Here is a 24,346-nt window from a genome sequence, read left to right as displayed (position 1 = left end):
CGAGTTCGTGGTACCGACGGGAACGGAGCCGCGAGGTCACCACCGAAACCGTGCCTTGCCCCCGTGGATCCGGATAAGGAAATCGGTGATCGTTGCTCCCCCTTCGCTCCCGGCGAGGACGAGGCCCGCCGCGCGAATGCGGTGGTCGGCCACCATGGCAGCCTCTCTGTCTCCCCGCACCCAGGCGTCACGCGAGGCGTCGAAGAGCGGACGAAGCACTTCCCACTCAGGCCCCGGTTCGAAGGTGCAGTCCGTCCAGAACATGTCGATAGCCTCCATCCGGAGGGTTCCGGCGAGCCGATCGCCGCACATGAGCTGCCAGCATTCCTCGGTCACGACGCGTCTCCTTCCTGATGCCACAGGCTCATGTGGCGGGGAGCTGGTACGCCAGGACGTATGCATCCGCCGCCATGACCGTGTCGCAGACCTCGACGGGTCGCTTTTCGGTGTCGAAGGCGGTTCGGATCAGGTGAATCACGGGCACGCCGGCCGCCAGTCGCAGCGTGCGCACCTCGTCGGGCGAGGGCATCCGGGCGCGGATCTCTTCCTCGAAGTGGTCGAGGCGGTGGCCCAGCTCTTCGAGGCGGGCGTAGATGCCGCCGGGGCCGGGGTTGGGTTCGGCGATCTGCGTGCCGCGGGCGATGTCGAGCGGTAGGTAGGAGGTGGCGAACTCAACCGGTCGCCCGTCGAGGAGGTAGCGGCGCCGACGTGCGAGGACCCGCCGCACGGACCCGAGCCGCGTGGAGATGTCCTGGCTCGCCTTCTCTTCCTTCACTTCAAGGCTGTCGACCTGCGGGTGGCTGCCCGCCGCGTCGGCTTCGACGATGAACGCGGACTTCCCCTGCTCGCGATGACGACGGGCGAACCGGTCCGAGGCGAGCCGCCGCACGGGCGGACGGGGCCGGACGAAGACGCCTTTGCCGTGCTCGGCGTGGACGAGGCCTTCCCCCTGGAGGATGGAGAAGGAGTTTCTGACCGTCATCCGGGAGACGCCGTAGTGGTCGACGAGCTCAGCTTCCGAGGGCAGCTTCTCGCCCTCCCGGAATCGCCCACGGTCGATGGCCTCACGCAGTTGGTCGGCGATCTGCCTGAAGACCGCACGATCGCTCGTAGGGTCGAGATCACCGAGCAGGCCCGAAGAAAGAGGGCTCATGTGTGTACTCCTTTAGGTATCTAGACGAGTGGGCGAGTGCTTGTTGCTACGGTGGAGAGCCTAGCCATCCGAGAGGGCCGAGGAACGTGAGCACAGAACGCCCGCACTCCGTGAGCGTGGCCGGGGTCGTCGTCGACGCCCAGGGCCGGGCCCTCCTGATCCAGCGCCGGGACAACGGTCACTGGGAACCGCCGGGCGGCATCCTCGAACGCGAGGAGACCGTCCCCGAAGCCCTTCAACGCGAAGTCCTCGAAGAGACCGGCATCAAGATCGCGCTTCCCGCGACCCTCACCGGCGTCTACAAGAACATGACGGGTCTGATCGTCTCGCTGGTCTTCCGCTGCGAGGCGGCCGACGGTACGCCGACCACCGGCGACGAGACCCGCGCACTGCGCTGGGTGACTCGTGAAGAAGTCTCCGAACTCGCTGACGAGGCATACGCGATTCGCGTCATAGACGCACTCGACGCGGCGTCTCCGCCAGCCATCCGCGCCCACGACGGCGTGAAACTCGTCTAGTCCGAACCCGCTGCACATGGCGGCCTACCAGCATGAAGGAACTTGTATGCACGAGTATACGAGTACTGCCCGGGTCTGGGGACTGTCTTGCCCAGGTTTCCCGGAAGAGGTCAGCCGGGCCCGCCGATGGACGCGCGACGTCCTGCGAGGCTCCCCCTTCGCCGAGGACGCCGAGCTGATCGTGAGCGAGCTGAGCGCGAACGCGATCCTGCACACGGCGAGCGGAGGCGAGTCCGGCAGCTTCCACCTGGCCGTCGCCGTCTCGGCTCAGGTGGTGGCGGTATCCGTGACGGATGCCGGAGGCACGGGCACGGCCCCGAAGATCGAGCACCAGGACCAGGACGCCGAACACGGCCGCGGACTCGGCATGGTCACCTCGATCGCTCACCGGGTCGTCGTCCACGGCAGCGAGGCCGGCCACACCATCACGGCGGAGCTCTTCACCGACGCAGGCCGAGGAGGCCACCCGTGCTGAGGACGACGACCCGGCCGGGCTTCTGGTGCGAGTGCTGGACACAACGGCTCGACGGACGACGCCCGCCGGCGCTCTTCGGATCCTTCGACGCGTACTCGGCGGTCGAGGCGAACAACTGGGTGGCGACGATCCTGCGCACCATCTCACCGGCCCCGGACACCGCCGCTTCCCAGGAGGCGTGGACACGACTCCACGACGACCGCATCGACACGAGACGAGCCCTGTTGCGCCGGGAGCCCTGGACGGTGTCCATCACGCACATCAGCACACGCATCACATGGACGGTCCGACCAGCTCTCTTCCTACCCCTGGCACACCGTCAGGGCGTCGAACTCCCAGCCTGCACGAATGACTTCAAGCCCCATAGAGCCAACTGAGTTACAACTTTCTCTACTGGTTCAAGGCGGCTCGCTCCGCTCCCCGCGCGCGGCCCGGCCCCCGGCCGGGCCTGCGCTCCTGCCTTCGTCCCGCTCCAACCCGGCCGGCGCCCGTGCCGCGCGCAGAACAATTAACCGCTCACCGCTAGCAGGACTATTTCCCGCCAATCGGCGGTCAGCCTATGCGTTGCTCCGTAGAAAATCGACTTCTCCCAGAGCCCAGCGCTCCATAAGTCCTTGCAGCTCCTGAGGAATCGGCAGAGGTGGAAGAACAACTTCAGTTTGACGAGCAACTCGCGTCACGAGATACGGATGGAGATCGGAAAGAAAACCCAAATCCTCCGGCGTCCCGGACCTGAAGCCGACATCTCCTGATAGCTCAACGATGATCATCAGCAATACTGATGCCCCCAGGAAGGCATCGGATTGCAGTGGCTGCAATGTTGGAGGATCGACCACGGGACGCACAAATCCTGCCCAGTGACCGCTATCTGAACGCATCCAGGGCGGAGAAGAGTGTTGAGCAACATATTTGCCCACCACCGCCATGTCTTTAAGGGTGTCCTCAGCTACATCCTCCGGCTGTGTCACCAGCTTGATGGCCTGGGTCGGCAAGTACGGCGACCAGATAGTTCCGAAAATAGCGATGGGGTGGCCCCCAATCGTCAACTTTTCAAAATTATGCGGATGCGATAGCACCTGCTCCAAATCAATAAGTCTCCGCATGAGAGCAAGATGCAAGAAGCCTGAGTCAGCTTCCGCCGCTGCAACAATCTCCGACTCAAATCGAACACAATTGGCTTCAGTAAAATCACGCCAATAGCGTCCAATTTCCTCCCCGATGGAACCCAGGGGCCCACGTGAGTAGGTACTATTCTGCGGGTCACACCAGACTGCGAGTCTAAGACCTGCCAGTCTCATCGATTCGTCGCTTGATTCAGCAAGTTCATCAATTTTTGCTGTTATTTCGCTGGCGACGATTTCACGATAGGCACCACTGCACCTGACCAAAACAAGCAGAGGAGCATAGAATAGCTGATCATTCAAGCTGCCGCGAAGAAGATGGCTGAGGCAGTTACGAGTGAGCTCCCGCACTACAGCCGGCGGAGGATCAACGGACTCCAGGCACGCAGCAAGGAAACAGAGTAGATTGCTGCGACTGTCAAACGCCGTGTAACGGCGATCACTCAGCAAGCTCCTGTAAACCCTGGCCGCACCCTGATCAACGGAACGATCCTTCATTTGCACGGCCAACTCAGCTACTACCTCCCACTCTTCTTTCGCGACGTGGGGTACTAGTAGCTTTGCTAGCTTCTCAGGTGTATCACTGACCGATGAGAGATACGCAGCCGTGAAATATTCCAAAAACGTGCGGTGGGTAAAAGTGTAGAGCGCTTCCCCTCGAGCCGTTGTTCCAGCATCACTGAAGACCCAAGCACGCCCTTTACAGAAGTCCACGAACTCTTCTGCTGCCTCTTTCGCTTCATCGATCGACTCAAATCCCCGCCCATGCAGGAACTTGGCAGTTTCACTGATCAAGCCGCCATGAGTTACTGCCGACTCGGTGTCCTGTCGACTAAAAAGCCAATAGGCCAAGTGTCGTAGAGCGGGTTCGACATGTGGGCGCGCTCGAAGCTCCGTGTGGATTCGCCGCCTCGCATCCCACTTTCTAAAAAGCAAGCCAGCGCATTGCTCGTAGACTTCTGGCCTATTTCTCGGGATCGAACCCTCTCCGCGATAAAGAATACACATCAGGGCAAGCATGAGCGGATTAGATCTGAGGTCTGAAACAGTGACACTTTCACTCATGAAGGCTTCAGCAAGGGCTTCCGCCTCCGGGTTGCTAATTCCACTCTCTTGCGCGAACCATTTCCGGACGTATTCGCTCACTCTCGCCGTGTCGAACCCTCCAACACGGTATCGAGTAAAACACTGATCGTCGAGGCGCGCTTGATCGTATCCGACGAGGCGTGAAGTTACGAGTACCTTTACCATCGGGTACTCCGTGCAAAATCGCTCGACGATCGTAGTTACTTCAGATCGCCGCGCCGTGTCGATCAATTCGTCCAGACCGTCGAAGATTACGAGGGCTGAACCCGAAAGGAGCAGTCGCGAGATGAGCCCTTCGGGCGGGGGGCACTGATAAATGATTTCAAGCGTGTGCTCAATGTGTTTCAGGACGGACCGCTCTGGAGGGTCCTGTGATGCAAATTCTCGGAGAGTGACCAGGAATGGGGTAAGTTGACCATTCGAATTTGCATGCCAATGCATGAGGACATTTGATGCTGTTGTCTTACCCCCTCCCGGATCCCCGAGCAGAACTGTCCTATCGATTCTGCGACCCAACTCCCAGACATCGATTGGGCTTGCATTGGGCATATCAAGTTGATTGATTTCCGGAGTCACATAGAGATCGGAGATTGGAACGCGACGGCGGCGCTCGAAGTCTGGGGGTTCAATTTTCCCAAATTCCTCCAAAAGATGATTTTTGTAGCGAAGAAGGAACGCGCGATCCCTTTGAGGGTCTGCCGTGTCATAGGACCGCACTCTCCGCTCGAGCGCCTTCAGGGAGGAGACCATCCGTGCCGCGAAAGCCTCACTTCTCAGCCTTGGGAGAAATTCAGGCGAAGCTCCTTGAATTCTTCCAACAATCGAGGAGATCTCGGCATCGTAGTAATCAAATAGGGCATCGGAAAAATCAGATATATCCACAGCGGGATTAGCGTAGCCCAGCGTGAGCTCAAAAACCTTTCGGATATCTTGAACATCAGCTTCTGGGGCATCGGTGAGGCGTGCGGCCAATAGCTCATGAATCACGGAATGAAACGCCGAGCTCTCCAGGATTCGACAAAGTTCACTTTCGGGAACGCCAGTCGGCAGAGTGGAGATTCGAGGTGCCGATTCGGCAACCGTGTAAGTATTAAACCATTTAACAACTTCTTCATCTTCCTTGAGGCCTCGGCTGCCCAGAGACCTGAGGGTCACGCCAAGGCGCGTCGCCGTGGCGCCGATAACACTGGCAATGACGCCGCCTGCGGCTTGTTGCAACACCGGATCCGAGAACACCTGCCACCCCGTCTCATCAGGAGGTAATGACCTTACTGACGTCCCTGCGTCTGCGGGAGCCAGTTGGCAGATTTCGCTCCCCGGGTGTGGCAAGCCACTTAGTTTCCGGTGGCTGTTCCGTGTACAGGGATCGTCGCGACCAGCTGGCACCCCGTCTGGAGGGGCTTGCTGGCGTACCGCTGCACGAGAGCGATCGGCAGTAGTCACCGTCGAGAGGTCTCGGGACCAGACACACTGACCCGTGCCAAGCCCTGCGTCTGAACCGCCATGGGTGACGCACACCAGAAAACTGCACATAGGCTGGCCAAGGTCGGTGGGGGCACAGCGAGACACACGCGCGCCTGCACGGTCGGCTGACCCGCCACCCTGGCTGACTGTCGTCGGCTGAGGCTCAGACACCGAGGACCAACTCGGCTGAGTTGCGTTGACGCAGAGGGACCGTGCCATTCGCGTGCCAGATCCTGCGGGGAACCACGGGGAACAACGGGAACTTGCCCTGGGAGCGACCGGGGCTCCAACGCCACTCCGCCGCAGGTCAGCACAGCAATCGTCGCCAAGAAACCCGAGCTTCCCAAGCTGATGGCTCAGGCAGTGTGCTCACGGGCCGACCGTCCTGGCTTCCTCTGGTCGACGACACCGCGACAGCGTGGCTGAGGTCTGTGGGGGCGCGGCGAGGCACACGCGCGCCTGGTCGGTCGGCAAACCCGCCATCGTGGCTGACTGTCGTCGGTTGAGGTGCAGACGACCTGAGTCCACGGTGCACACCGTGCAGTCCGACTGAGGCGACGTCTCTGCGCTGCGTGATTCTGCGATGTAGAAGGGGAATGCAGCCCTGTGGCGGAGTGAGGTCAGGGGAGGGGTAACCAGGTGGCGCAACGGGGCAGCGGCCGAGGCAACGACTATCAGCGGCAGCAGCAAGCGTTACGACGTGCCCAGGAGCAACGGGCACGACAAGCGGAGCGGGAACGCAAGGCCGCTGAGACGGCCAGCAAGCGGCAGGAACGCGAGCGGAAGGCCGCGTATCAGGAGCAGCAGGCGGAGCAGGCGCAGGTGCGCACGATCGGGGTCGAGCACGAGGTCGAGCAGCTCGGGCAGTTGCTCCGTAACGCGTTGGTGGGCGATCCGCCGACGACCTTCGAGCGCCGGCGGAGGACTCACACGCCGAAGAAGTTAGACGAGCGTCCTTGGTCTCGTCCGGAGCCTTCACCGCGCTGGGAGGAGTTCGCACCACCGGAGCCCGGCGGTCTGGCTGCTGTCCTGGGTCTTGGCAGGAAGCGTTATGAAGCTGAGGTTGCCGAGGCACGGGTGCGGTTCGGCGAGGCACAGGATCGTCACAGGCGAGCCGAGGAGAAGCGGCTGGCCACCCTGGAGCGGAAGCGTGCCGAGCACCGCCAGGCCGAAGAGCTAGCCCTTGACGAGGTGGCGGCTTTCAACAGGAAGTTGGACGAGGAGCGCGAGGCCTACAGGGCCGGGGAGCCCGCGGCGGTCGAGGCTCACCTAGGGGCTGTTCTAGATGCGTCGGAGTATCCATTGGGCTTCCCCCACGAGCATCGGATCGCCTTTCGACCTGCCACCGGTGACGTACTCGTTGAGATCCACCTGCCGCCTGAGGCGATCGTTCCCACCGCGCGGGGCTACCGGTACGTGAAGAACCGAGACGAGACGACCGTGCTGCCTCGTCCGGAGAAGGAGCGCAAGGAGATCTACGCCTCCGTCCTGGCTCAAGTTGCTCTGAGGACAGTCCACGAGGTCCTGACGAGCGATCCCGACCGGATCGTCAATGGCGTGATCCTGAACGGCCATGTGAGGACCATCGATCGGGCCACCGGTCAGGAGGTCTCACCCTGTCTGGTGACGCTCAGCGCCAGCAGGGAGCAGTTCGGGAAGCTCCGTCTCAGTCAGGTTGATCCGGCGCAGTGCCTCAGGGGACTCAACGCTCTGGTGTCTCCCAACCCCTACGATCTCGAACCGATCCGCCCCATCGTCGAGTTCGACCTGTCGAAGTACCGGCTCATGGACAGCATGGATGTTGTTGCTGGCCTGGACAGCAGGCCTGTGCTGGTGAAGCTGACGCCCACCGAGTTCGAGCACCTGATCCGCCAACTGTTCGAGGCGATCGGCATGGAGGCCTGGAACACCCAGGCGTCCAAAGACGAGGGCGTTGACGCGGTGGCCGTCAGCAAGGACCCCGTCTTCAACGGTGAGTGCATCATTCAGGCGAAGCGCTACAGCAAGCTCGTGGGTGTTGAGTCCGTCCAGGCGCTCGCCGGAGTTGTCGAGCACAAACGTGCTGCCAAGGGGGTCCTGATCACCACATCGTGGTTCGGCAGGGCCAGCCACGACTTTGCCCGTCAGCATGGCCGGCTCCAGCTCATCGAAGGGCCGGAACTCAAGTACCTGATCAAGGAACACCTTGGCAAGGACGTGATCCCGGGCCCGGTCCCCCCGAAGAGGCGCCCCTCGCGCTGAGGCCGGCGGGCCGCCCATCAGGCCGAGGAGCTGGGCCGTCCCTGGGCCGTCCGAGGCCGCTTACCAGTGGCCAATGACGACCAACGACGACCACCAGGCGCACGAGCCCACCGCCCCTGACCAGCAAAAACCCAGCTCACCAAGATCCCCGGCAAGACCCAGGGCAAGAAGAAGTAGAGTCCATGATCATGCCCCCTACCTGCGCATACGGCGCGGGGCGGGGGCATTTTCACGGCCTGGGCCCTCTATGGGACCTCAACGCGGCGGGTCCTGCGGCGGCCGGAGTGCTTGACCGAGAGCCTTCCGGGCCCGGTCGCGGCTGCTCGGCATGAGATGCGCGTACACCTTCAGAGTGAGTCCCGGGTCGGAGTGCCCGAGGTACTCGCTGACGGCCTTGATGCTCTCGCCCGCGTCCAACAGCACCGACGGGTAGAAGTGCCTCAGGGCGTGCATGCCATGCTCGCGCGCGGCGGTGTGCTCCCGGCTCTTGGCCTTCGGGATGACGCCCACGGATGCCAGAGCAGGCTTCCAGTGGTCCTCATTCAGCGAGGTGCGCCAAACGTGGCCGCCGTTTGGCCCGGTGAAGATCAGGCGCTTGGTCACCAGCCGGCCGTTCGCCCGCATCCACGGCAGGGTGATCTCAACGGGCGGGAAGCGCTTGAGGTGCTCCTGGAGTGCTTCCGCCACGGGATCGGGCAGAGGGACGTCACGAAGTTTGCCGCCCTTCGGGGGCGCGAACACGGCCTTGCTCAGGCTGAGCTTGAGTTGCTGCACCACGTGCAGGGTGCCGCTGTCGAAGTCCAGCTCATCCACGGACAGCCCGAGGATCTCGCCTTGCCGGAGGCCACAGTCGGCACCCATCTCCACCCTGGGACGGAAGCGTTCGACCATGGCGGCCCGCATGGCGAAGACGCGTCCCGGCTCCCAGGGGACGACCCGGCGCATGCCCATCTCGGGGAGCGTCACCGTGCGCGAGTTGCACGGGTTCCGGCGAAGGTAGCCGTCCTCTACGGCCGCAGAGAGCACGGCCCGAACGTTGGAGCCGACCCCGCCCTGACCGACATGTCACGGCAGCAACTGAGCGATCTCAGCGACACTTTGGCCGTCGACGGCGACGTCAAGCGCGGCCGCCCGCCCCGGCTCGCATTCCCCGACCAGGTCCTGGCGACCGTCCTTCACCTGCGGGTCGCCCTGGCCGCGGAGCCCTTGGCCGTGCTGTTCGACAGCAGCCGGACCGCCATGCACCGCACCCTGCTGAAGATCAGGACACTGCTCAAGGCGCACAGCGTCATCATCCCGCCGGCAGCCACCCTGCCCTCCGCCCTCACAGCCCTCCAGGCTCGCGGTTCGAGCCCTGAGCGGCGCCCCAGCGTGATCAAGACGACGTGTTAATGATCTGCAAGCCCTTAATCTCATCAGTCCCACGCGTTGAAAATCACCCCGCCCAGCGTGGTAATGCCATAGAAACGAATCTCGCGCCACTCGCCCTGTGACAGGTCCGAAGTGTCCACGTCTGCAAGAGGTGCGGTGAGCTGCTCGCGGTCGAGCACCAGGAACCCAGCGTGCACGAAGGTGCCGGCCCAGGGCGGCGGTGCGACGAACTCCTCGCTGTACCAGTCCCTGCGCATCTGAGCGAACGCGATCCAGGGCTGATGGGCGTGGCACAAGATGATGTGCTGGCCTGCGTCCTCGACGACCGACGCAGTGTGGAACGTGCGGGGGTATGCCTGTTCCTCCACCTCGCCCACCTTGCCTCCAGTAGCGCGAGCAGCTGCGTACAGAGCGCCCCTGAAGGCCCGTAGATCGGTCTCGGGAAGGGGGTCGTCCTTTGGCCGATGAAAGCCTGTCGCCCCTCGCGGCAAGCTGAAGCCAGTGTTCTTGTCGTCGGCCATGTGGTCATCTTGCCGCCTGTGCCCAATGGACGTTCCCACGCCTCTGCACACACCGCAGGGATCCGGAGGTATCCCCGGGCATCAGCAGCGTGCCCCGCCAAGGGCCGTTCACCTGTAGTGGGTGTGTTCAGGACGGTTGGCCTGCCCGGTGGGACTTCACCAACCGGACGGTAGCGTGACGTCATGGATGAACCTCGGATCAAGGTGTATGGCTCAGCCACCGAAATCACCATTGCAGCCAACGCCGCCGGACTGCGGGATCTTGCAGAGCGACTCACTGGTCTTGCTGATCCGGAGCTCCGAGGCGGGTACCACGAGCATCTTGAGGGTGGCATCAATCTCGAGGCCGGATCGATCAGCCTGATCTTGGAGCGATACGACAAGGTGTAGTACGCGGGCTGTACCACTCTCGTGCCAGAACGAACGGGGTCTCACGGGGAACCGCGGTACGGCACGGCACGGCACTCAGCGCCAGGCGGGCCCGAGATGGCGAAGGCGCTGGTCAGCCGAGCACCTACCGCACCTCGCTCCGAAGGGGTTGTCCAGCGTGCTCACCGATTCCACACCTGATGGAAGTCTCCGGCCGGGATAGGCTCCAGCGGATCCTTCTCAGGATCGACCGCTTGGTCTGTCAAGCCGCCGTGCTCGTCCTCCAGGTGCTCCCAGCTGTACCGGTGGAGCTGGCCGGCCGAGGTCAGCTCCATCTGCTTGACGACAACCAACTCGCCGCGGTCCGGAACGGCCTCGATGTACCAGAGGCCGTCTTCCTCGTCAGCATGGCGGAAGTGGTGTCTCAGGGTGGCGCCCTCGTCGAGCGTCCGGTAGTACGCCATGATCTCTGTCGCGATGCGCTCTAGGTCAGCCACGAGGTCATCGTGCCAGCGAGCGCATACGGAAGTACGGCAGGAAGCCGGGACTGTGGGTAGGAGACGCTACGTATCTCGGGGGGTGCCAGGTGGATATCGCATCTGGGACAACCGAGGACGTCGTTGGTGGGGGGATCTCTACGAGTTGTGTCCTGACGATCTCGTAGCCGAACTCAACGGCCGGGCGGACCACGCACGGATCACTGCACTGATGAAGCGCTACAGGGCGCAGAAGCGATAGGCACTGCCGGGACGGGGACGAGGCATGCGTGCACCACAAGCGCACCAGATCGGGCGGGGAACAGCGGGGAACCACGGTGACAGCGGGCGGGCCCAACGAAACCCTATCTTGGTCGTTCGCGCAGGTCAGACCCGAACCGCCCCCCCCAAGTGCCCGCAGCTTCCCCAGCTGAGGGAGCACTACCTGGCAACAGAGCGTTGCACAGACCGAGTCCGGAGACGGCGGCTCAGCCAGACATACGCAGCCATGGCCAATGAGCCGCGCGCCATGAAGTCGGCCCACAACAGCAGGTTTTGGGCGACGAGGCGAGCCCCCAAGACGCCCCACAGAAGAACGGCCGTGAGCACACCCGCCACCGCCAGGACGAGCGCGTAAGTGATGCTGGCCGTACGGTTCCGACCAAGCCATGTACCCAGCAGTCCCGAGGGAATCTGCACCGCCACGTGGAAGCTCACGCAGCCGAACACGACCGCCACGAGGAGCATGAAAGGCGGCACGTCCGCCGAAGGATCATTGGCCGGAGCTGCCCCGTAGGCGTCCAGAACCCAGACCGGTGGCACAAGGAAGGTGAGTAGAAGCAGCGCTCCGCTCAGATGCATGGCGGCGAGGTGTGCTGCCGCTCGACGGAGCACCGTCTTCGTACGCCTCGTTGTAGACGTTGACTCGCGATCTCCTGCCCTCATGGTCCCCTCGACATCTCGTGCACTCTGCCTCACCGCGACACCGGCAGGACAGTACGTCCTGCCACTCCTACTACACCCGCCGTCTCAGTCTCCGTCTGATTCAGCACCGTTCGGCCGTTCAGAGGGGACCGAACGCCCGGCCTGCTCGACGGGCCAGCCGCCCATGAACCTGGTGAACGCCCCCGTACGCGGCGCAACGCCCCAGCATCACAGTGGGAAAGCATGCGCCTTCCCCCGCATGGCTGGAGGTGTCATCCGGCCGTGCCGGGGAAAGCATGCGCCTTCCCCCGCATGGCTGGAGGTGTCATCCGGCCGTGCCGACGGGCCGTGCGGCTCTACCGGCCGCTGACGACCGCGGTTGGCGTTGTGCGCGTAACCGGATCCGAGTCGGGCATGTGGGAGGTCGCCATGTCGGTCGAGCAACCAGCCAAGACGACGAGGCCCGTGACGTCCACGCCTTCAGGCGAGGACGACGAGGCCCGTGACGTCCAGCAGTAGCAGGCTCCCGTAGAACAACAGCATGGTGCTCGACAGAAACACCGCCAGGCATCCCACCGGCTCGCTGTACCGGTCCGCGTCCAGCGTGAACAGGGGTATGCCGCTCGGGTCCTCGGCCGCCTTCTCGTACAAGGAGCGGAACATGCGCTCCTGTCTGAGGTAGTAACTGTCCAGGAGCCAGAAACCCATGGTCAGCAGGAGGGCCGCCGTCGCGACGGACCGTTTGGGGAGCTGGGTCACGACGGCCCCGAGGGCGCCTGTCAAGGTCATGGTCCAGCCCTTGATCAGAAAGGAGTTCGTGCTCAGCCTGGCTATGGTGCTCTGCAGGAACTCCAGGTGCTTGGCCCGCTGCTCCCAGGGCGGGGTGATCATCCCTCCGTCCCGGCCGGGTCCCCGGCTCCGGCCGGGCCACCGTCCGCCTTCGCCTCGGCCTGCTCGGTCTCGCGCCCCTCGGGGACGTGTGTGTCGTCCGCGTCCGGGGGACCGCCGACCTTCCACTGCAGGGTCGTCCGACCGGCGGCCTTCGTGACCTGCTCGTGCAGCTGCTCGGGATCGCAGCGCTCGAGCATGGCGTGGATGTCGTCGAGCAGCTCCAGCCGGACGCGCGGAGAGGGCACGGCGTCGACGGCGCCGCTGTCCCCGGCGCCCGGCTCCTCGGGCGGCCACGGCCAGACGAGCGTCCGCAGAGGGAACGTGAACTCCCCGGCCACGCCGCTGCGGGCCCGGTCCTGGACGAGCTTGATGCACGCGTCCTCCACGGCCCGGCGTGCCCGGTCCTCGGCGGCGAGGGTGGCCGACTTGAGCCGGGACCAGGAGGTGACGTGCAGGGCGAGCTGCTCCCTCGCGCCGGCGAGCAGGTCCGTGGCCCCCTGTTCCGCGTTCTCGGCCTTCTTGCGGGCCTCCCTCGATCTGGCGGCGTACGGGTTGTGGGCGATGATCTTGGCCATCACCGTGGCCACGCCGAGCATGACCAGCAGGACGACCACGGCGGGCCGGTAGGCGGTGAGGAATCCCGTGCGACCGCTGGCGATCTGTACGGTCCTCGTGTAGGCCCAGAAGCCGGACATGGCGAGTATCGCCAGGGTGAAGAGCAGCGGCCATCCTGCGTTCGGCCACGGCAGGCCGGTCTGCTCGCGGGTCTGGGTGGCGTGTTCGAGGCGTATGCGCCGTTCCCTGAACGTCAGGCGGCGGCGCTCGCGCTTCATGGTGCGGGCGGCCGTGACGCGTTGCCGGAACACCGACTCGGCGAGCAGGGTGCCCGCCCCGAGCAGGCAGATGGGGACGGCGAGGCCCGGCAGATAAGCCAGGTAGTACGCGGACTGGTCCGGCCCGGCCTTCATCAGATACTGCAGGAGCTTTCCGATGAAGGAAGCGTCGAAGGCCATGCCGGCCAGCACGATCAGGGGCAGCAGCACCCAGCGCCACAGGCGCGACGAACGGCGCAGGTCCTCCGGGCCGTCCTGGGAGTGCTCCCCGTCCAGTTCCTCGATGCGTTTCCGGGCCTTGGCCGGTGACCGGGTGTGCTCGAAGCGTTCCACCGCCTCCAGCGCACCGCGGGCGCGTTCGGCCGAGCGCAGCACTTCGGCGGCCCGCTCGCCGAGTTCGGCATGTGCCTGGGCGAGCCCGCTGTTGGCGGTGGCGAACGCCTCCAGGAGAGCCGCGACCTCCTTGCTGTCCGTCCGGTTCACCGACCGCCCGTCCGGGTGCGGCGGCCCGTCGTCGTTCCCGCTCTCGGCCGGGCGCAGGGCTAGGACCGGGCAGGTGACCGCGGCCGGAGTCCGTTGTGTGCCGTGCGGCGCGTTTCCGTTGACGCTCATTCCTCGGTTCACTTCCCCTGGTAACCGTTTCCCCTGGTAACCGTTCGATCGGTAACCGTTCGATCCGACGACCGTCGTCCTGCGCGGGTGCTCGGTGGCTACGCGTCGACCTCGATGTCGACCCGCCGGGCGCACTGCAACCGGTCCGGGCCGGAGGGCGAGCCGCCGGCCGGCCCTCCACGAGGGCAGTCGGCCGGCTGTCCGCGCCCCTGCGCCGTGATCCGGGTGACGCCGAGTTCCTGCAGCATGTCCTTGACGGCATCGGCGCGGGCCTGTGACAGCGGTCCGTCGTCTGCCGGATCGCCCCGGGGGTCGACGTAGCCGTCGACGCTGACCCGGGCGCCCGGCAGACTGCGCGCGGTCACCGCGATCCGGGTCAGTACGGTCTTCGCGCCGGGCCGCAGCACGGCCGAATCCTTGTCGAACAGGGCCGCGCCCGGCAGTCGGTAGCGCTGCCGGTGCTTGTCGCCGTAGGTGACGACCGGGTCTGCGGCGTTCGTGGGCTGAGCGCTCGACGGCGTCCTGGCGGGACGCTGCACCGTGAGTTGGGTGTCGACGACGTCGCAGCCGGCCGTGTGATCGCCCGGCGGGTGCGCCCCGTCGCACAGCCGCTTCCACAGCGCGCCGAGCCATTGCTGCTGGGCCGCGGTGGGGACGGGCTGGTCGGCGGCGGGCTGCCCGAGTCCCACGAACACGACCCGTACGGCGCTCAGTGAACGCTCCGTCAGCTCCTTGCGGTCGTGGCACACCTGGGCGATCGCGTCGATCTCCGCGTCGTTGCGGAACAGAGCGCGGGTGAGGTCGGCGCAGCCGGTGGTCGGCAGCCCGTCGCTGACGACGACCAGCCGGCGGGGCCCGCTGGTGCGTGCGAGAACGCCGCCGGCGGCTCGCAGGGCGGCCAGCACGTCCGTGCCGTTCGTGACGGGCGTCGACCTGGCGGCGGCGGCCACGTCCTTCTGGACACAGGCGACGGCGTCCGTGCGCAGCTGTGACCGGCTGTCGGGGTTGTCGTCCTCGGCCGCCCAGTCCGTCGACCGGGTCTTCTGCCAGCGCAGGCCGGTGGGGCCGCCGCCGCCGAACGCCGCGACCGAGACGGACTCCTTGTGGGCCACCGCCTTCTCGACGTAGTCCGCCACGGCCTCGCGCGGGTCGCGTACCGAGGTCGAAGCGGCGCCATCGTGGAAGGAGGCGGAGGTGTCCACCAGGACGACCGTCCGGCCCAGGCCGGATTTCGCCGGTTCGGCCGTCCAGGCGCAGAGGTCCAGGGGCGGCGGCGTGTCGCACGACGTCAGACCGACGGCCGTCAGGGCGAGCAGCAGCGGCGACAGCAGGGCACGCCTGCGGGCGGCGGATGCCGCGGTCCGCGTGCGACCGTGCACCGGCCCCGTGGGTGACGCGGCCCTTCTCATGCTCATGCGCTGTCCTTCTTCTGCTCGGCCGTGGCCTTGTCCACCCAGGAGAACGGCTCCAGCCCCATGTGCTGGCAGAAGCTGCTGAGGGCCTTGTCGTAGGCGTTGGCGAACTCGAAGAGGCCGACCCGCTCGTGGTTCCTGGTCGCTTCGGCCAGCACGTCGGCGAGGACACGGGTACCCGACTGGCGGGCCTCCTGGAGGCCGCCCATCATCGTGGCGAACTCCTTGTCGGCCAGCACGGAGGCGAAGGGCACGAGGAACTGGAGTTGGGCGGGGTTCAGTTCGCGCTTCGCCGGCGCCCCGTCGGTCGAGGGCCGCAGCTCGCCGAGCTCCTCCAGGCCGGCGATCACATCGAGCCAGACGCCGGTCAGCGCCCGGGCCTGCTCGGCCTTCAGCCGGCGCAGTTCGTGTTCCTCCCGCATGCGCCGCTCGGTCAGACGGAACGGCTGGACCAGATCGCGCAGTGCCGGATCCAGCCGGACCCCGACCTTGGGGCGGCACCAGATCATGTGCTTGCCGTCGTTGTAGCACCAGCCGGGCCGCACTTCGCGGTTGATGGCCTTCTCCACCCCCGCAGGGTCCTCCGGGGGGTGGTGGCGGGACACCGTCCAGGCCCGTCGCACCAGCTTGGCCCGGGCGCCAGGCTCCAGCCCGCTCACGCGCTCACGCAGTTCGGTGTAGCTCAGTGTGCTGCACGTCCACCGGAAGTACGGCAGGAGCCGGAAGTCGAACATGTCGCCCGCGGCGGGCACGAGCAGGTCGGAGGTGTCGAAGAGCGATTCCACCGACTCGGACTGCTGATCGGGTTCGGCGGGTTCGGCCTCGGCCAGGGGCGTGGTGATCTCGGTCGGTTCCGGTTCGTAGACGACTTCCCGGTTCGCGGTGCGGCGTGCGCGCCACCGGTCGCGGAGCCGGGCGAAGAAGCCCTTTCGGTCTGCCATGACAGTCCCCTTTCAGCCGCCGGACGAGCGCACGGCATGCTCGATGCGTCGGAGGGTCGGTGAGGTGGTGTGGCGCATGCGCCAGACCCTGAGGTGCCACAGGGCACGGCGGTTCAGCGGGCCCGAGAAGATCCGCACAGCGAGGGTCTCGAAGAGGGCCGCGAGGTCCTCGTGGCCGTCCGCTGCCACCAGCCACTGCCGCATCAGATCCCAGGCCCGGGTGGAGGTCTCCGAGGAGAGCATCGTCCTGGTCCACAGGTCGGCCAGCAGATCCGGGAGCTTCTCGTCCACCAGGGCCTGTTCCGCGAGGGCGGGCCTGCCCTGGCGGCCGGGGCCCGAGCTGAAGCGGCCGAGGGTGATCATCGTGCGCATGGCGTGCCGGGGCAGGTGATCGCTGGGGGCGTCGAGCCAGGCACGCACCTGTGCGATCACGGGAGCGGTGGCTCCGTGCAGGAACAGCCACGAGGTGGAGAAGGCCACGGAGCTGCTGGCCGCCAGTTCCGGTCGGCTGCCCAGAGCGGTGAGCCGGCGGAGCGCGGCGGGCACGTCGGCGAGGCCGATCTGGGTGCCGTAGGTGCGCGCCGCGGTGTCCTGGAGCAGCCTGCGGGGGCTGTTCGCCCAGGCCCCGGCCTGACCGGCCGCCCGGTCCCGGAGTTCCTCGTCGAGGAAGGCAGCCTCCATGGCGACCGCTGCGCACTGCCGGTACACCGCCGACCGGCCGTTCGCCCACGGGCGGATCAACTGCCGGTAGACCCCGTCGAAATCGTGGCGCAGCAGGATGCCCGCGATCTCGGCGACGCGGACTCGTACCCGTTCCAGGTCGAGGTCGGACCGCCCCAGCAGCGCCGTGAGCCAGTTCAGCAGCGGGCGGCGGAGGCTGTCGTAGTCGTGCCAGGCCACTTCCAGGAAGGCGTGCAGCAGATCGACGTCCACGAGGTGGGCACGGCGTGGTGTGTCGGCCTCCTGGTCCTCGGCCGAGCGCATGTCGGCGGGGATCAGACGTGCGAGGTCGCGGTTGAACACATGGTTCGGGGGCGTGGACTCACGGGTCTCGAACAGGGGCAGGATCTCGGCGCTGAGGACCTCGCCGGCGGCGAACGCGTCCGCCAGGGGGTGCAGGTGGAACATGGCGTAGGCCATGCGGAAGGACTGCACGTGCGGGTTGACCGGCGTGCCCTCCTCGAGTTCGCCCTCCGAGGAGAGCATCCGGCGGGCGAGGTGGCGCATGCGGTCCCGCCAGATGCCGAGGAGGTCCGGGTCCTCCGAGTGGACCTTGCCGGCGAGGTAGCGGGCCAGTTCGACGACCTGCCCCACGGGGGGCGCCTTGATGAGCGGCTGCACCTCGGGGTGGTCCAGGACCTGGGTCACGTACCGGTCGACCACCGCCGCGTCGCACCGGGGAGGCTCTCCCTCGCGAGCCCGGGGGCAGTGGTCGCCGTGGTCCGACAGCAGGGCGACCAGATGTCTCCTGAGCACGTCCCGCAACGGAGGGTGTATGTGTTCGAAGACCTGCCCCCGCATCGGGTCCGTGCCGGTGGCCGCCCGCGTTCCGAACACCACGAGACAGACGCGTCGGTCGGTCGCCGACTGGACGAGCCTGTCCAGCAGCTCCGGGGTGACAGGGCGGTCTCCCGCGTCCAGCAGGTATCCGTTGTCCTCCGTGAGTTTCCCGGGCTGTTCGCACAGGCCCCGGAGCGGGTCGCCGCCGCCCTCGGCGTGCAGGACCCGGATCTGGTAGCGGGGCACCTGTTCGGCGAGCAGCACGGCGGCCGTCGACCGGCGGCCGCTGCCGGGGCGGCCCCACAGCACGACGACGCGGTGCTCCTTCAGGCTCCGGGCCATCTCGGCCTGGTGCGGCACGTCCTCGTGGAGTTCGAGGACGCGGTCCTGGGTGAAGGGGCTGACGCGGACTCCCACGGGCTGGCGGCCGTCGGAGTTGAGGTTCTCCACGTACATGGCCATGCCGGCGCCGCTGACGGCGGCGCGGTGGGCGTTGATGCCGTGCCGGCGTTCCCGCAGGTGGGCGCCGAAGTCGGTGGTCTCCTCGCCCAGGAGGGGATCGCCGCTGTTCCCGGCGTTCTCGTTCGCTCCGCCGCCGGTCCCTCCGCCGCCGTTCTCCCTGCCGCCGGCCCGGTTCGCGCGCGGTGTCGGTCCGGGGGGCGGTTCGCCACGGGAGCCTGCCTCGTCCGTCCGGGCCTCGTCCGTCCGTGCCTGGTCTGTCCGGGCCCCGTCCGCACGCGCCTCGTCGGTCTGCGGCTCCGGGGCGGACCGCACCGGATCGGTCTGTGCCTCGGCTGCCGTGTCGGGCTCCGCCGACGGCGTGGCGCCCGTCTCCTCCTCCACGCTCATGCCGGCCTGCCGCCGGGGGCGCCGTCCGGGCGGTGTGCGCCGGAGTGGTCGTGCTCGATGTAGATGCCTCCGTCACCGACGACGCCACGGTCCACCGAGCCGACCTGGTACTTGGGCGCGGCCCCCGGCTGCGGGGACCCCTGCTCCGCGGGAAGGGGCGGGACGTGTCGCTTCAGGAAGCGCACGATCGGTTCCATCTGCTCGTGCGCGTACGGGATGGAGAGCTGACTGATCTGCTGTTCCGCCAACTGCGCCAGCGGCGGCGGGAGTTCTTCCCGCGTGGGCAGCGGGGCGCCGTCCAGGAGCAGAGGGACGACCTTCTTCCCCCGGTCCAGTGAGCGACGGATCTCGTAGTGCACGTAGTCCTTCGGGTCGTCGATCCGGCGGTTGCCCGCCCGGTCCGTCACCTTCAGCCAGTCGTGGCCGATCAGCACGAGGACGACGGTGCTCGCCTCCAGACGGCGCTCGAGCTCCGGCGGGAAGTGAGTGCCGGGTTCCATGGCACGCCGGTCCCGGAAGACCTGGTCGTCCCCGAAGACGCGGAGCAGCTCGTTGTCGATCAGCACGGCGGCCTTCTCTCCGTCGCCGGTGCGGTAGTTGATGAAGATGCCGGTCATCGGAACTCCTTCGGAGCCGGGAACCGGCCGCGTGAGTACGCGGCCCAGGGACGCGAGGCGCAGGGCAGCACCGGGACGCAGGTGTTGCCGAGGCCGGGGTTGATGAGATTTTCAGCCGTGTCAGGGCAGGTCAATCGGTTGCCCGCGCCCACCGACGGGGGCAACGGGACACGGATTTCGCCTGGCGCGGGGTCAGGAGAGAGCTCGCCCCCGGACGACGGGGCCGCCGTACGGGCGGAGAGCTTCCGTCTGCAGAACGGCGGCGATGTTCGCCGCGGCCGACCGCACTCGGGGGTCGTGGTGCCACCTGCGCAGGGCGTGATTGAGCCGTCGCAGGTCGGAGCGGATGGTGGCGGAGTCCACCAGGGGCAGGGAGGCCGTGACGAGCTCGGCGACCGCACAGGCGTGATCGAGTTCGCCGCAGTCGGCGAGGGCCAGCGCCAGTCGCGCACCGTGCCGTGCGCGTGCCCTGCGGGCCGTCTCGGGCACCGCGTCCAGACCTGCGTCGAGGGTCTCCGCCGCCTCCCGGGGCCGCCCCAGGTCGAGCAGGCACCATCCGGAGACGAATCCTGTGGGGTCGCTCATGTGCAGGCTGCCGAGCACGGGAGCGCCCTCGGACTCCGCGGGACTGCCGGAGGCCGCGACGGACATCAGCGAGGCGGCCCGGTCCAGTGCGCCACGGCACTCGGCGTCGTAGCCCTGCAGGGCGTATCCCTGTGCCTCACGTTGCGCGGCGAGACCCCGCACACGCGGGTTGCCGCTCTGCTGTGTGGCGCACCGGGCGAGTTCGATGGTGCTGCGGGAGTCCCCGGCATAGAGGGCTATCTCCGCGCGCCGGACGAGGGAGTAGGCGGCAAGATCGTGATCCGCGCCCGCGGTCGCCAGCGCGACGGCTTGGTCCGTCCACCACAGGGCGGCGGAATCATCGCCCCCTTCCTGGCACATCCAGCCGGCGTACTCGGCGAAATGACCGGCCAGCCGAAGCGCGGCAATGCGGTCGGTGGAGTTCGCTGACACGGCGATGGTCCGTAAAGCATTCGTCGCGGTCACGAGAAGGGGAGTGACCACCCCGGGACCCAATGACTGTCCCATTGCCCGGCACTCGTCGTACAGACTCCGGAAATTAGGTAAGGCGAGGCTGAACGAGTCTTCTCTGCCGACGATTTCCGGAAGTCGCCAGGTCATCATCGCGGGCTTGTCGCTCGGATCGGTGAGTGCCCTCGGGCGAAATGAGAGAAAGTCGTTTCCGCGATCCACCGAGAGGTGGAGCGTCCACGGGGCCACCCATCCCTCGGCGGCCGAGTCGGACGCCGAGGTCCCGGCCTCCTCCGCGCCGACCAGTGATCTCAACGCCCCCTTGGCGTCGAGCGCTTGGTCGCAGGCGCGGGCGAGCTGGACACTCGGCCGTTTGCCTCTCTCCACCTTGCTCAAGTGACTCTTGGAGTACTGCACAAGAGTTGCCAGCTCGGACAGCGACAACTCGGCTTCCTGGCGGCGTCGACGCAACTCGGGGCCGAACGCCCTTACGATTAAACTCACTGAACCCCCTTGACGACAGCGGCGGGCGGAAGTGAGCCGCGCAGATCGTCTGACCCTCTTTTTATCCAGCCGGCTCACGCTCAAACCAAGGGTCTTCACGAGGGCTCCACAAATGGCGAAGCGGGTTACCGGTATCGCGGTGCAGGGGTCCACGGAAGTGCCAAGCCGTCTTCGGGGCGGCGGGGGAGAACGTGCATGTGAAGATGGAAAACCGACTGGGTGGCACTTTCTCCGCGCGAGGTGATGATGTTGCATTCACCGAGGTTGAAAGCCATCTCCGCCGCCCGTCGCATGGTGCTGGCCGATACGGCCGGATCCACGGCGACGTCCGCCACATGGGTCCGAGGAATGACCAGAGCATGACCGGGTGTGACTGGATGACGTGGGACGATCGCCAGGGCGTCGGGCCACTCCCGAAGCACCTGCGCCGGGGCTGCTCCGGCGACGATGCGGCAGAACGGACAATCCTCCTGTGCCCCCTCCGAGGGGGAGCCGCCGAACGGCGGGCGGGGACCACGTGGCGCCGCAGGGGCGGGTTCCGGGCTCACCGGGGTTTCTCCACGCTCTTCCGGCCCCTCGGCCCTTCCACGGTTCGACTCGGGCCCGGAGATCATCCGCAACCCCCTTTGCCGCAGCTGGACATCCGTGTTCGGGAACGGACGGAAAAACCCACGGAGGTCTGCCTGAGCAGGTGTTCCCTGCGATGACGAGACCTGCGCCAGAATGACATGGCCGTGTGCCACGGCCCATGAGGCCGGGCTTGAATCCCCACGCCATTATGGACGCGTCTTCTTGACGCAACGCCGGCAGACGCGGCCACGGCCACGAGGTTCGGGGGCCCCGGCGGGAGACGACGGCAGGACCGCGTGCTTCGCGGAGTTCGCCGACGTCACCGACGGGAGCGCCCGGCAGCGGACGTCCCCCTGCCCCCTGCCCCTGCCCCCGCCCCTGCCTCGGCCCCCTGTCCCGCCCTTGCCCCCGCCTCCCGGAGCGCCGCCTCCGCCTCCGCCTCCCCGTCCCCTCCCCGCCCCCTCTCCTCTGCGTGGCCACGGCCCCGGCCGGGGCCGGGGGCGCGGTCTTCCGCGGTCGGCGGTGCGGCGTGCCGGGTCAGGCCGCCGGCGGGGTGCCGGCCGGTGAGCCGGTCGCGGCCGTCGCCGTCGCCGCCGCCGTGTCGGGGACGTGCGGCTGGCTCGTCCGCGGGAGATTCCGGACGGTGTGGCGGCGCCCGGTGGGTACGAGGAGCGGGTGGGCGACGCCCCAGGCCGCGCCCTTGCAGACCAGTTCCTTGTAGACCGCGGCGAGGCGTCCCGTGAGGGCCGCGTCGACGGCGCGGTCGTCTGCGGTGACGTACTGGATCAGGCCCTGCCTGCGGCCCAGCGAGACGCACTGGTTGAAGTAACGCAGCGGCACGTTCGGGACCTTGCCCCCGGTCAGACGGCCCGCGATGGCGTCGGCCGCCTGCCAGGCCATGGGGACGCCCGAGGCGCACGACATCCGCAGCGGCTTGTCGCCGGGGCCCGTCACCAGGGCGGCGTCGCCGATGGCGTACACGTCCGGGTGCGACACCGAGCGCATGCTCCGGTCGACCACGATCCGGCCGGCGTCGCCGACCTCCAGGGCGGTGGCCCGCGCAATGGGGTGGACGGCGAACCCGGCCGTCCAGACGGTGGCCGCGGACGGGAGGGACCTGCCGTCGGCCGTGACGGCATGGCCGGCCTCGACGGCGGCGACGGCGGTGTGCTCGTGCACGGTGACGCCGAGATCGTCGACGACCTTGCGCAGGTGCCGGCGGCCCTTGGGCGAGAGCCAGTCGCCCAGGCCGGCGCGGGCGGCGAGGGCGACGTCGAGGTCCGGGCGGGCCTCGGCGATCTCGGTCGCGGCCTCCAGGCCGGTGAGGCCCGCGCCCACCACGACCACGGGCTGTCCGGCGGCCAGGCCGGACAGCCGCTCGCGGAGCCGGAGCGCTCCGGGCCGGCTCGCGATCTGGTGCGCGTGCTCGGCCGCTCCGGGGACGCCCTGGTCGTTCCAGCCGCTGCCGAGTGCGTACACGAGGGTGTCGTACGTCAACTCCTCGGCGCTGTCGGCGTTGTCGGTGCCGTCGGTCCCGTCGGTGGCGAGGACGGCGACGGTCCTGCGGTCGACGTCGACGCGCGTGACCCTCGCGATCCTCAGCCGGACGCCGGTGCCCGCGAACATCTCGCTGAGCGGCCGGGGCCTGAGCTCCTGGCCGACCGCCAGCTGGTGCATCCGGATGCGCTCGACGAAGTCGGGCTCGGCGTTGACGAGGGTGATGGCGACGTCTTCGCGGTGCAGTCGCCTGGCGAGGCGCCCGGCGGCGATGGCTCCCGCGTATCCGGCCCCGAGGACGATGATGCGGTGCTGCATGTCGCTGCTCCTGTCTTGAGCGGATTCGCCACTTGAACCGGGCGGCCCGCCGATTCCTGACAGCAGCGCGATGTGAACCACCTCACATCACGGTCAGATGCCGCGGAGCAGCGGTTCCCCGTGGTCGGCGGCGGCCCAGTGCCGGGTCGCGCGCTCGAGCTTGTCGGGGTTGACCTGGCTGCGGAACGCGGCGATGCCGTCGGCGCCGATCTCCAGGCTCATGACGCCGACGACCCGGCCGTCGAGCACCACCACGAGGGCCGGGGCGCCGTTGGCGCTCCAGGCGTAGACGTCGGGCGAGCCGCCGATGATGGCCTGCTTGGCCCGGCTGGGCTTGAACAGGCCGCGCATGAACGTCGCGACCGCGACAGCGCCCTCGAACGCCTTGGCACGAGCCGGGACCTTCCCGCCGCCGTCGCCGACCGCGATGGCGTCCTGGGTGAGCAGCCGCACGAGCGGCTCGGTCCGGCCGCTGGTGGCGGCCGCGAGGAACTCCTCGACGACGCGCCGGGCGGCGGCCTCGTCGATCTCGGTGCGGACCCTGCCCTGCGCGACGTGCTTCTTGGCGCGGTGGAAGATCTGCTGGCTGGCGGCCTCGGTGAGGTCGAGGATCTCGGCGATCTCCCGGTGCGGGTAGTCGAAGGCCTCCCGCAGCACGTACACCGCACGCTCGTTGGGGGAGAGGCGCTCCAGGAGGGTCAGCACCGCGTACGACACCGATTCGCGCTGCTCGGCGGTGTCGGCGGGGCCGAGCATCGAGTCCCCGGCGAGCAGTGGCTCGGGCAGCCACTCGCCCACATAGGTCTCGCGCCGCGCGCGGGCCGACGTGAGCTGGTTGAGGCACAGATTGGTGAGCACCTTCGTCAGCCAGGCCTCGGGAACCGCGACGCGCTCGACGTCGGCCGCCTGCCAGCGCAGGAACGTCTCCTGCACCGCGTCCTCCGCCTCGCTCGCGGAGCCCAGCAGGCGGTAGGCGATGGCCTCCAGACGGGGCCTCGACGCCTCGAAGCGGGTCACGTCGCTCACGGTCAGGGCCATGGCAGGGATC

22 protein-coding genes and 2 pseudogenes are annotated in these 24,346 nt (G+C 67.3%); 7 read left to right on the top strand and 17 right to left on the bottom strand.

What is annotated here, in order from left to right; all coding sequences use genetic code 11:
* Window positions 1–36 precede the first annotated feature (36 nt).
* On the bottom strand, window positions 37–336 hold the full coding sequence (locus tag IE239_RS26420; protein ID WP_190151894.1) for a hypothetical protein: 300 nt from the start codon (window positions 334–336) through the stop codon (window positions 37–39).
* A gap of 28 nt (window positions 337–364) precedes the next feature.
* Entirely contained in the window at window positions 365–1,153 is a 789-nt protein-coding gene (locus IE239_RS26415) for a GntR family transcriptional regulator (protein WP_057600682.1), read from the bottom strand.
* A 110-nt stretch (window positions 1,154–1,263) separates the two neighbouring features.
* On the opposite strand from IE239_RS26415, the gene IE239_RS26410 reads away from it, so the two are divergent.
* Genes IE239_RS26410 through IE239_RS42380 form a run of 3 tightly spaced genes read left to right on the top strand, consistent with a single transcriptional unit; the run spans window position 1,264 to window position 2,523 of the window.
* Window positions 1,264–1,671 carry an NUDIX hydrolase gene (locus tag IE239_RS26410; protein WP_059130624.1) on the top strand — a complete coding sequence of 136 codons (408 nt, stop codon included), beginning with the start codon at window positions 1,264–1,266 and terminating at the stop codon, window positions 1,669–1,671.
* A 46-nt stretch (window positions 1,672–1,717) separates the two neighbouring features.
* Window positions 1,718–2,146 carry an ATP-binding protein gene (locus IE239_RS26405; RefSeq protein WP_190151893.1) on the top strand — a complete coding sequence of 143 codons (429 nt, stop codon included), beginning with the start codon at window positions 1,718–1,720 and terminating at the stop codon, window positions 2,144–2,146.
* On the top strand, window positions 2,140–2,523 hold the full coding sequence (locus tag IE239_RS42380) for a hypothetical protein (protein ID WP_229878320.1): 384 nt from the start codon (window positions 2,140–2,142) through the stop codon (window positions 2,521–2,523). Before IE239_RS26405 ends, IE239_RS42380 begins: the two co-directional genes overlap by 7 nt.
* Window positions 2,524–2,703: 180 nt before the next feature.
* Here IE239_RS42380 and IE239_RS26395 read toward each other — a convergent pair whose 3' ends face one another.
* Entirely contained in the window at window positions 2,704–5,589 is a 2,886-nt protein-coding gene (locus IE239_RS26395) for an NACHT domain-containing protein (RefSeq protein ID WP_190151891.1), read from the bottom strand.
* 867 nt (window positions 5,590–6,456) lie between these two features.
* Here IE239_RS26395 and IE239_RS26390 point away from each other — a divergent pair.
* On the top strand, window positions 6,457–8,058 hold the full coding sequence (locus IE239_RS26390) for a restriction endonuclease (RefSeq protein WP_229878319.1): 1,602 nt from the start codon (window positions 6,457–6,459) through the stop codon (window positions 8,056–8,058).
* A 255-nt stretch (window positions 8,059–8,313) separates the two neighbouring features.
* Here IE239_RS26390 and IE239_RS26385 read toward each other — a convergent pair.
* Window positions 8,314–9,099, bottom strand: a pseudogene (locus tag IE239_RS26385) (tyrosine-type recombinase/integrase); the annotation flags it as partial.
* Between IE239_RS26385 and IE239_RS26380 the strand changes: the two are divergent.
* Window positions 9,100–9,450 (top strand): annotated as a pseudogene (locus IE239_RS26380) (helix-turn-helix domain-containing protein); the annotation flags it as partial.
* A 23-nt stretch (window positions 9,451–9,473) separates the two neighbouring features.
* Here the strand turns inward: IE239_RS26380 and IE239_RS26375 are convergent.
* Window positions 9,474–9,950, bottom strand: a complete 477-nt coding sequence (locus IE239_RS26375) for a hypothetical protein (protein ID WP_190151890.1) — start codon at window positions 9,948–9,950, stop codon at window positions 9,474–9,476.
* A 183-nt stretch (window positions 9,951–10,133) separates the two neighbouring features.
* On the opposite strand from IE239_RS26375, the gene IE239_RS26370 reads away from it, so the two are divergent.
* Window positions 10,134–10,340, top strand: coding sequence for an Imm32 family immunity protein (locus IE239_RS26370; RefSeq protein ID WP_190151889.1), 207 nt, complete (start codon window positions 10,134–10,136; stop codon window positions 10,338–10,340).
* Window positions 10,341–10,501: 161 nt separating this feature from the next.
* Here the strand turns inward: IE239_RS26370 and IE239_RS26365 are convergent, their stop codons facing one another.
* Window positions 10,502–10,816, bottom strand: a complete 315-nt coding sequence (locus IE239_RS26365; RefSeq protein ID WP_229878318.1) for a hypothetical protein — start codon at window positions 10,814–10,816, stop codon at window positions 10,502–10,504.
* 52 nt (window positions 10,817–10,868) lie between these two features.
* Between IE239_RS26365 and IE239_RS42375 the strand changes: the two genes are divergently transcribed.
* Complete coding sequence (locus tag IE239_RS42375; protein WP_229878317.1) at window positions 10,869–11,057, top strand: hypothetical protein; 189 nt, start codon at window positions 10,869–10,871, stop codon at window positions 11,055–11,057.
* A gap of 179 nt (window positions 11,058–11,236) precedes the next feature.
* On the opposite strand, the gene IE239_RS42370 is transcribed toward IE239_RS42375, so the two are convergent.
* The 11 genes from IE239_RS42370 to sigJ form a co-directional block, all read right to left on the bottom strand.
* Window positions 11,237–11,656, bottom strand: a complete 420-nt coding sequence (locus IE239_RS42370) for a hypothetical protein (RefSeq protein WP_229878316.1) — start codon at window positions 11,654–11,656, stop codon at window positions 11,237–11,239.
* A gap of 543 nt (window positions 11,657–12,199) precedes the next feature.
* Entirely contained in the window at window positions 12,200–12,610 is a 411-nt protein-coding gene (locus IE239_RS26355; RefSeq protein ID WP_190151888.1) for a hypothetical protein, read from the bottom strand.
* Entirely contained in the window at window positions 12,607–14,055 is a 1,449-nt protein-coding gene (locus IE239_RS26350) for a hypothetical protein (protein WP_190151887.1), read from the bottom strand. The genes IE239_RS26355 and IE239_RS26350 overlap by 4 nt, the downstream gene beginning before the upstream one ends.
* 98 nt (window positions 14,056–14,153) lie before the next feature.
* Window positions 14,154–15,470, bottom strand: coding sequence for an OmpA family protein (locus IE239_RS26345; protein ID WP_190151886.1), 1,317 nt, complete (start codon window positions 15,468–15,470; stop codon window positions 14,154–14,156).
* Window positions 15,467–16,408: a hypothetical protein gene (locus tag IE239_RS26340; protein ID WP_190151885.1), complete on the bottom strand. Its 942-nt coding sequence runs from the start codon at window positions 16,406–16,408 to the stop codon at window positions 15,467–15,469. Before IE239_RS26340 ends, IE239_RS26345 begins: the two co-directional genes overlap by 4 nt.
* 12 nt (window positions 16,409–16,420) lie before the next feature.
* A complete protein-coding gene (locus IE239_RS26335; protein WP_190151884.1) occupies window positions 16,421–18,757 on the bottom strand; it encodes a hypothetical protein in 2,337 nt (778 codons plus the stop codon).
* The gene (locus IE239_RS26330; protein WP_190151883.1) at window positions 18,754–19,374 is read right to left on the bottom strand and encodes a toll/interleukin-1 receptor domain-containing protein; all 621 of its coding nucleotides are present in this window, start codon (window positions 19,372–19,374) and stop codon (window positions 18,754–18,756) included. Before IE239_RS26330 ends, IE239_RS26335 begins: the two co-directional genes overlap by 4 nt.
* A 192-nt stretch (window positions 19,375–19,566) precedes the next feature.
* Complete coding sequence (locus tag IE239_RS43530; protein ID WP_491591147.1) at window positions 19,567–20,913, bottom strand: helix-turn-helix domain-containing protein; 1,347 nt, start codon at window positions 20,911–20,913, stop codon at window positions 19,567–19,569.
* A gap of 125 nt (window positions 20,914–21,038) precedes the next feature.
* Window positions 21,039–21,527 (bottom strand): HIT family protein, encoded by a 489-nt coding sequence (locus tag IE239_RS26320; protein ID WP_190151882.1) that lies wholly within the window; start codon window positions 21,525–21,527, stop codon window positions 21,039–21,041.
* Window positions 21,528–22,020: 493 nt separating this feature from the next.
* Window positions 22,021–23,298, bottom strand: a complete 1,278-nt coding sequence (locus IE239_RS26315; RefSeq protein ID WP_190151881.1) for an NAD(P)/FAD-dependent oxidoreductase — start codon at window positions 23,296–23,298, stop codon at window positions 22,021–22,023.
* 93 nt (window positions 23,299–23,391) lie between these two features.
* Window positions 23,392–24,336, bottom strand: coding sequence for an RNA polymerase sigma factor SigJ (gene sigJ, locus IE239_RS26310; RefSeq protein WP_190151880.1), 945 nt, complete (start codon window positions 24,334–24,336; stop codon window positions 23,392–23,394).
* Window positions 24,337–24,346 lie beyond the last annotated feature (10 nt).

Origin of the sequence: Streptomyces humidus (assembly GCF_014649655.1) — a bacterium.
Taxonomy (GTDB): domain Bacteria; phylum Actinomycetota; class Actinomycetes; order Streptomycetales; family Streptomycetaceae; genus Streptomyces; species Streptomyces humidus.
This window is presented reverse-complemented; position numbering and strand designations above follow the sequence as displayed.